Below are 7,914 nucleotides of genomic sequence, written 5' to 3'. Positions count from 1 at the left end.
ATAAAAGGTGGATTCATCCAGTTCAAATACTCGTTAACGGAGATAAAAGGTGGATGAACCGAGTTTTCTAACTCCTACCCAATGCCCAATGCCCATTAAACTTTAGGGGAACTTAGAGCATTTAATAATAGCAGTGACCACGGCACTTTAATATCAGGTATGAGCGATGAATATTTTCTCAGTACGGGCAATGCAGCCGGCAGTACAAAACGTAGAGAGCGTAACGACGCAGGGCGAGGCGATCGCTCAAACCATCGACACCCCCTTTGAATACGAAAGTAGAAATCCCTAATGTCGTTGCCTATAATGAAATACCCCTGCTAAACCAAAAAGACAAATTCCTAACACTGTAGAAGATTCTGGGATAAGAGTAGGTTCTCCCGTCCCACCTCTTAGAGAGTATTGGACAGTGCCCGATAAACCACCACCAGTATCGTCGAATGGACTTAACCGGACGAAAAAAGAATCGGTGATAGATTGATTCTGAATATTAATAGCTTCAAAAGCTCCTGGAAGTCCATTTACTGTTATAAAAGCAGCAGTAAGTCCTAATAACTTTCCCTCATCAAATGTGATGAAAGGGGGGATAACGACATCTTCATCTGATATAGGAAAAAACTCTCCTAGAGGATGAGATAAAGTAGCCACCAGTCCCTCAGTGATTGCTATTTTTTCTACTCCTATTCCTGTTAATTCTGAGTCATCATAAGACAAGTAACCACTCAAATGTTTTTGCTCATCAGAGATGCCAGACAATGAATTAATTACTGATATATATCCCGATTTAATATCTGTAGTAAAGTCATAAGTCACAGTAGCTGCCAGCGACGGAACAGCATCAATTATTATTAATCCTATAACTTTAATAATAATTGATGCAGCTAGTTTTTGTAATTTTTTTGGAGTCATTTTTTAGTCCTCATAAAAGTCTAATTTTCAACGTGTTTAGTATAGTTTAATCCCAGATTTTCACAAAAATACAAGGACTGTTAAGACAGTTAAACATACATTTTTAACCCGATTTTATCACTTTCATGAGAGAATAATCTAGAACGTTTACAGCATAAAGCTTTTACCAAAAACTTTGATTTCAGCAATTTTGTGGTGACCGTTCACAACAGCTATGAAATTTGCACAAAATTCTACCCGCCGCCAAAGCTTGCTTAAAGTACTGATTCTGGCTTTTTTCTTCTTGGCATCCATAATACTCCTTAATCAATTTCTTCGGACACGACTAAGTTTTTCTCTTCCATGATTGGCGTAATCAAATGAAATATCCTCGTTAGCCCCTCGTGCAATGATTCTTGAGAGAAGTTATGCTACCGCCTAATGCCCCCTACCCTTTAAACTTTAGGCGAACTCAGGGCAGTGACTAGCAACAGTGACCACGGCACTTTAATATCGGGTATGAGTTTTGAGTAATTTCTCAGTACGGGCAATGCAGCCGGCAGTACAAAACGTAGAGAGCGTAACGACGCAGGGCGATCGCCATTTTCATCTACAATTCCATATTGGTTAGCGAGTTCAGCAACAATTTGCAAGCGTCCTGTATGACGCATGATATTTGGATCGCCAGCCAGTTTAGCGATCGCTCGTCCGGTAAATAACGGAGTCTCCCAGTTATAACGGTCACTGAAAACAGAGCTTCTTTGGTCAGTAGCATTGGTTGGATTCGCTTCAGAAGCAAAACGAGAAAAAAGCTCAGTACCAACAATACCCGGCCAAATTGAAAGCGAAGCAACGTTATAGGGTTTTAGTTCAACAGCCATATCAGCGGCTAGGCGATCGCAGGCTGTTTTACCAACACCGTATGCTACGTTAAAGATATAAGACATACTGCCCCAGGAAGAAATAGTGCAAATTAGTCCAGACTTGCGCTTAGCCATCATCCGGGCGGCAAAAACACTCGCTACATAGTGACTACGAAGCCCAACATTGTTGCAAGCATCCCAAAGACTCGGCTCACTATCCCAAAAAGGACGCCCATGAGCGTCTCTGATTGCCCTGACTCCAGAGTAAACATTATTTACCAGCAAATCGAGTTGTCCATTTTGCTCGTTTTGGATGCGTTCAAACAGCAAATGCACCTGCTGATCGTCGCTGTGGTCTACTTGGACGGGAATGCATACACCACCTGCTTGCTCAACGGCTGATTGGGTTTCAGTTAGAGTCCCAGAAATATCATCATTAGAATAGGAATTGTTTAAACTGCGACCAGTAATGTAGACAGTTGCACCTGCTTCACCGAGGCCAATGGCAATTCCTCGACCAATTCCCCGCGTTGCACCAGTGACTAATGTGACTTTACCTTCAAGGTGTTTCATGATTGCTGATGAAATATATTTACCTGTCCAATCCTGTATTATCAAGTTTGGAACTTTGCTAAAACAGAATATTGAAATACTGGGGAATAACTCGCGTGGCGATTCACGGTAGCTTACTATTGATCGAGGAAAGCGTGAAGCGTAAGTTTATGACAACTACCGTTCAATCCCCCTACAGCAGCGAACAAATTGCCGCTTGGTTACGTGGACTGCTTACTATTGCTTGGGCTGATGGCAATTTTGATGAACAAGAACAACAAATAATTGCCACCATCACTAAAGATGAATTAGCTCCTAAGATTCAATGGGAGGAACCACCAGAGATAATTTCGCCTGAAGAATTAGCCGCAGTGTTGGGCAAAGGTACGCCAGCAGCGGAAAATTTCTTACGCACAGCGGTGATGGTAGCGATCGCAGATGGTACTTATTCTCCCACCGAAGATGAGGTTCTGCAACAGTTCTGCCAAGCCTTAGAACAACCAGAGGATATACTCAAAGCCCTCCGTCACACCCTAGAATATCCAGAGCAAATTACCCCCACTATCGCTGCAACTGGACTTACAAAACGCCAAATTGATGCACTACACCCCCTGCGCGAGTGGCTTGATGGACTAGATATCCAAGACCCAAGAGTAGCCCGCTTTTTGTGTAAAATGATTCCCTCCCAGTGCCCCTTTGAGCGGGATGTCACCCTGTTTGGACGCAAGATTGTGCATATACCACCGATGTGTAAAATTAACCCTTTGTATGAACAACTAGTGGGCTTACGTTTCCGCGCCCTCTCCTATTTGGCAGATAAGTGTGGTGAAGATGTTTCACCATATATTTGAGTGAGGAGTGGGGAGTGTTGAGTGGCGAGTATTGAGTTAAAAGTAAAGAGTAACAAGTGAAGGTTCATTAAAAACTTATAATTAATAACTCATCACTTATCACTCAGCACTTAGCACTCAGGACTGGGTACTCAAAAAATATGCAATTTATCGACCAAGCAGAAATTGAAGTTGCAGCTGGCAAGGGCGGCGATGGTATTGTCGCCTTCCGACGGGAGAAATATGTGCCGGCTGGTGGCCCCTCTGGTGGTAATGGAGGGCGAGGTGGTTCGGTAATTTTCGTTGCTGATGAAAACCTACAAACCTTGCTGGACTTCAGATACAATCATCGCTTTCAAGCCGAAAACGGTAGTCGTGGAGGCCCGAATAATTGCACTGGGGCTAATGGCAAAGATTTGATTATTGAAGTTCCCTGCGGTACATCTGTTTATGATGCCGAAAGTAGCGAATTGTTGGGGGATTTAATTGAGCCTCAGCAGACTTTACGTGTTGCCCAAGGCGGTAAAGGTGGACTAGGAAATCAGCATTTTTTGAGCAACCGTAACCGCGCCCCAGAATACGCTCTTCCAGGCTTACCAGGGGAAATAAAGCAGTTGCGCCTGGAGTTGAAACTTTTGGCAGAAGTTGGGATTATTGGCTTACCAAATGCTGGAAAATCGACTTTAATTTCATCTTTATCAGCTGCACGCCCAAAAATCGCAGACTACCCCTTCACTACTTTGATCCCCAATTTAGGTGTAGTGCGGAAACCCACTGGTGATGGTACTGTTTTCGCTGACATTCCCGGACTAATTGAAGGAGCTGCCCAAGGGGCTGGACTTGGACATGATTTTTTGCGTCATATCGAGCGCACACGGGTGTTACTCCACTTGATTGATGCCACCAGTGATGACGTGATTGGAGAGTACAACACGATTCAGCAAGAATTAAAAGCTTATGGAAGAGGTTTAACAGAGCGATCGCAAATTTTGGCGTTAAATAAAATTGATGCTGTCGATCGCGAAACTGTAGATTTGGAAGCATTAGCTACCCAACTGAATCATCTCTCCTACGCCCCGGTTTTTTTGATTTCAGCAGTTACCCGCACTGGTTTAGAGCCAATGTTACAGCAAATCTGGGAAATTCTCGACCAAATCAAGCCCGCTGAAGAATTATTGCGATAATTAGGAATTATCTTGATATACCCTGCTTCAGAGGAATTTTAATTACAAATTCAGCACCTCTTCCTAGCTGCGAAATACATTGTAAGCAACCACTATGTCTTTCTGTAATGATTTGGTAGCTGATAGCAAGTCCCATCCCCGTACCTTTGCCGATGGGCTTGGTAGTGAAAAACGGGTTAAAAATCTGTTTTTGCAGATCTTTTTGTATTCCCAATCCGTTGTCGGCAATTCTAATTGTTACCTGATTTTGCTCCAACAGTTGGGTACGAATGCGAATTTTCGGAGTTGGGGATGGGACATGAGGAGTGTGGGAGGATGGAAAGAAATCTTTCCCCCTCATCTCCCCACACTCCCCACCTCCCCACTCACCACTCCCCACTCCCTGTTCCAAAACATCGATCGCATTTGTCAAAATGTTCAAAAATACTTGGTTTAGCTGCCCAGCGTAACATTCAACTAAGGGTAGTTTGCCGTATTCTTTAATTACCTCAATTTTTGGGCGTTGGTCGTTAGCTTTGAAGCGGTTTTGCAAAATCATCAAAGTACTATCGATTCCTTCATGGATATCAACTGCTTTCATTTCAGCTTCATCTAAGCGGGAAAAAGTTCGCAACGAAAGTACAATATCTCGAATGCGGTCTGCCCCAACTTTCATGGAGTTGAATATTTGTGGCAAATCTAACTTCAAAAAGTCCAGTTCGATGAATTCTACAAAATCCCGAATTTCTCGCACAGGTCGGGGATAGTGTTTTTGGTATAGTTGCAAAAGTGAAAGTAAATCTTGCATGTATTGATTTGCAGGGCTGAGGTTACCATAAACAAAATTTACTGGGTTGTTAATTTCGTGTGCCACTCCTGCAACTAGTTGACCCAAACTAGACATCTTTTCACTTTGAACTAAGTGAATTTGGGTGCGTTGAAGTTCGTCGAGTGCTTGTTGGAGTTCTTGGGTTTGTTTTCGTAGTTGTTCTTGTGACTTAAGTAAGGCTTCCTTTGCTCGTTGGCGTTCTGTGATATCCAGCACCATTGAAGCAACACCAATTACTTGACCATTAGGATCTACTAAGGGGTTGTTATACCATTCACAGACTATGGTTTTATGATCTTTAGTGACGTTCTCGTTGACACTAAAACTGCCTCCTTGTTGTGTTAACAAAGCAGTGATAATTTGATTTACTTGTTTTCTTACATTTTCAGGAACTATAATCTCAAAAGAATTTCCTAGTATTTCCTCTGTGCTGTATCCAAATATTTTTTCTGCTGCCCGATTCCATGTTTGAACTTCAAAGTTGGTATTCCATTCAATAATGGCTAAAGGCGTTTGTTCAATCAGCAAGGCCAGTCTTTGCTGTGAAGCCTTAAGTTGTGCTTCTGCTTGCTTATATTCGGTAACCTCACGAAAATACCAAATCCTACCGTAACAGTCCTCTAAACCTTGATCCCTACCTATCGGTGCTGAATAGCGGTCAAAAATTTTTCCTGACTTGAGCAAAATTTCATCGCGACTGCTTTGTTGTGGATGTTGGTAAAGATACTCGACTTTAGACAGAAATTCCTCTGGATTAACTAATTGGTCTAGTACCCATCCCAGAAGTTGGCGATCGTCATGTGTTTGGATGATTCGTGATGGAATTTGCCATAATTGACAAAATTTATGATTGTATGATGCAATTTGACGATTTTCATCAACAATTAGAATTGCGTCGATAGAAGCTTCTTGTTGAGCTTGCAGTACAGCATTAGTGCGGTGTAAATTTTGCTCTGTTTGCTGTTGGTTATCGTTGACTAAGTAACTATCTGCCAAATTCTGGTAACGCTGACGTTCTAATTGTGACGTTTCATAAGCGATCGCTAGTTCTTTGTTTTGTTGATGCAGTTCTTCCAGGCTTTCTCGAAGTGCCTCAGAAGTTTGCATTAATTCTGTTATCCCAGTAATATTACTAGACTTGCTATTAACAATTAAAAGTTTATCCGCTTGTTCCTGTAAAATAATGTCACGAATACTAACTACTAAAAATTTATTACCAATTTCATCTTCAAAGCAAGACTTTTTTCTAGAAACCAGATGATTAATACCTTGAGCATCAGTAAAAATATCCAAGTTTTCATCAAGAATATTTGTAGTGAAAATTAGTTCATCTTTTTCCCAACAAATATCAGCTTCTGCTTGAGGAAAAAAATCATAATCTGACTTGCCAATTAGTTCTTCTCGGCTATGACCCACCAAATCACAGTAGCTATCGTTAACTAGTACCCAGCAATGTTGACGGTCTTTGACAAAAATGGGGTCAGATATACTATTAATCATCTGACACAGAAATACGGGGGAAAAGTTTTCTTGCTGAGGGTTTTGTTTTGGCAAATGACTATCTAAGAATCTGGGATGGTTCATACCCGAATTTATGTTTAAAATCAAGCTCAACAAAAGCTGTTTAACTAGGTGCGTGTTAGCATCACTTAGATTTAGTATTCCCAGATTTAATACAATTGCAACAAGTAAAAAGCAGCCGCAATTTAAAATTTAGAAGTCAGAATTGGTAAATACTACACCCACAACGCCAAAAGTCAACACATAAGGCTTTCTTGCATCTGAATTTTTAAACCTAGATAGCTATGTAATAAATCACACAATCAGGGCGTGAAAATATTTCTTTCCCACTCCTCACTCCCTATTTTGAAGACAAAAACCCTGAAAACCATAATGACCCTACAATTTGGGTTGAGTTTAATAAAATTTAATACTTATTTGATATTTGTAAAATAAAATCATTTTGAAATATTTTTGGTGACTACCAATACCTACGGAAAACTTTACCAAACAAAGACACCAAGCAAACGCATTTAACCGTATTTATCTGTATTAATATATTGTAGCGCAGTTATATTGAATAACATAATTGATACAAAAGCTTAAAACCTTTGCTTAATGAAAAAAAAACGGGGTTAAACTAGAACCACACGGCAATAATTACAGGAAAAACATGATGAGCGATCGCGACTACACACTAATCATTGATAAAAGCGGCAGTATGTCCACACCCGACCAAGTTGGTGGTAGAAGTAGATGGGAAATAGCCCAAGAATCTACACTGGCTTTGGCAAGAAAAGCGGAACAGTTTGACCCAGATGGTATCACTGTTTATGTGTTTTCTGGAAAATTTAAACGCTACGATGACGTAACCTCAGCCAAAGTTGCACAGATATTTTTGGAAAACGATCCTGCTGGTACAACCAACTTAGCAGGTGTACTCCAGGATGCAATGAATAATTACTTTCAACGCAAAGCTGCCGGTCAAACCAAGCCAAACGGAGAAACAATTTTAGTGATTACTGATGGTGAACCAGACGATCGCAAAGCTGTGTTTGAAGTTATCATTCATGCTACCCGCCAGATGGAGCGTGATGAAGAATTGGCAATTTCGATTATTCAAGTAGGTTCAGACACCCAAGCGACTAAGTTTTTGAAGGCTTTGGATGACCAGTTGCAAAGTGTTGGCGCTAAATTTGATATTTGCGATACGGTCACTTTAGATGATCTAGAAGAAATGAGCCTTGTAGACGTATTAACCAACGCCATAACTGACTGATAATACCGAA

Annotated in this window: 7 protein-coding genes and 1 pseudogene; 3 read left to right on the top strand and 5 right to left on the bottom strand. The window is 41.1% G+C overall.

Annotated elements, in window-relative coordinates:
• Positions 1-95: 95 nt before the first annotated feature.
• From ACM0OY_RS18945 to ACM0OY_RS18930, 4 genes and pseudogenes are all read right to left on the bottom strand, one after another.
• Positions 96-233 (bottom strand): annotated as a pseudogene (locus ACM0OY_RS18945) (short-chain dehydrogenase); the annotation flags it as partial.
• A 55-nt stretch (positions 234-288) separates the two neighbouring features.
• Positions 289-909: a hypothetical protein gene (locus ACM0OY_RS18940; protein WP_414570395.1), complete on the bottom strand. Its 621-nt coding sequence runs from the start codon at positions 907-909 to the stop codon at positions 289-291.
• 147 nt (positions 910-1,056) lie between these two features.
• Positions 1,057-1,203, bottom strand: a complete 147-nt coding sequence (locus tag ACM0OY_RS18935) for a hypothetical protein (RefSeq protein ID WP_414570394.1) — start codon at positions 1,201-1,203, stop codon at positions 1,057-1,059.
• A 140-nt stretch (positions 1,204-1,343) separates the two neighbouring features.
• The gene (locus ACM0OY_RS18930) at positions 1,344-2,324 is read right to left on the bottom strand and encodes an SDR family NAD(P)-dependent oxidoreductase (protein ID WP_414570393.1); all 981 of its coding nucleotides are present in this window, start codon (positions 2,322-2,324) and stop codon (positions 1,344-1,346) included.
• A gap of 149 nt (positions 2,325-2,473) precedes the next feature.
• Here ACM0OY_RS18930 and ACM0OY_RS18925 point away from each other — a divergent pair, with 149 nt between their 5' ends.
• Together ACM0OY_RS18925 and obgE are read left to right on the top strand one after the other, a co-directional pair.
• On the top strand, positions 2,474-3,154 hold the full coding sequence (locus ACM0OY_RS18925; protein WP_414570392.1) for a Mo-dependent nitrogenase C-terminal domain-containing protein: 681 nt from the start codon (positions 2,474-2,476) through the stop codon (positions 3,152-3,154).
• A 140-nt stretch (positions 3,155-3,294) separates the two neighbouring features.
• Positions 3,295-4,317 (top strand): GTPase ObgE, encoded by a 1,023-nt coding sequence (gene obgE, locus ACM0OY_RS18920; protein WP_414570390.1) that lies wholly within the window; start codon positions 3,295-3,297, stop codon positions 4,315-4,317.
• A gap of 7 nt (positions 4,318-4,324) precedes the next feature.
• Here obgE and ACM0OY_RS18915 read toward each other — a convergent pair whose 3' ends face one another.
• Entirely contained in the window at positions 4,325-6,709 is a 2,385-nt protein-coding gene (locus ACM0OY_RS18915; protein WP_414570389.1) for a PAS domain S-box protein, read from the bottom strand.
• Positions 6,710-7,298: 589 nt separating this feature from the next.
• Here ACM0OY_RS18915 and ACM0OY_RS18910 point away from each other — a divergent pair.
• Positions 7,299-7,904, top strand: a complete 606-nt coding sequence (locus ACM0OY_RS18910; RefSeq protein WP_414570388.1) for a vWA domain-containing protein — start codon at positions 7,299-7,301, stop codon at positions 7,902-7,904.
• Positions 7,905-7,914: the final 10 nt, after the last annotated feature.

The organism is Nostoc sp. CCY 9925 (assembly GCF_963920935.1).
GTDB lineage: Bacteria > Cyanobacteriota > Cyanobacteriia > Cyanobacteriales > Nostocaceae > Nostoc.
This window is presented reverse-complemented; position numbering and strand designations above follow the sequence as displayed.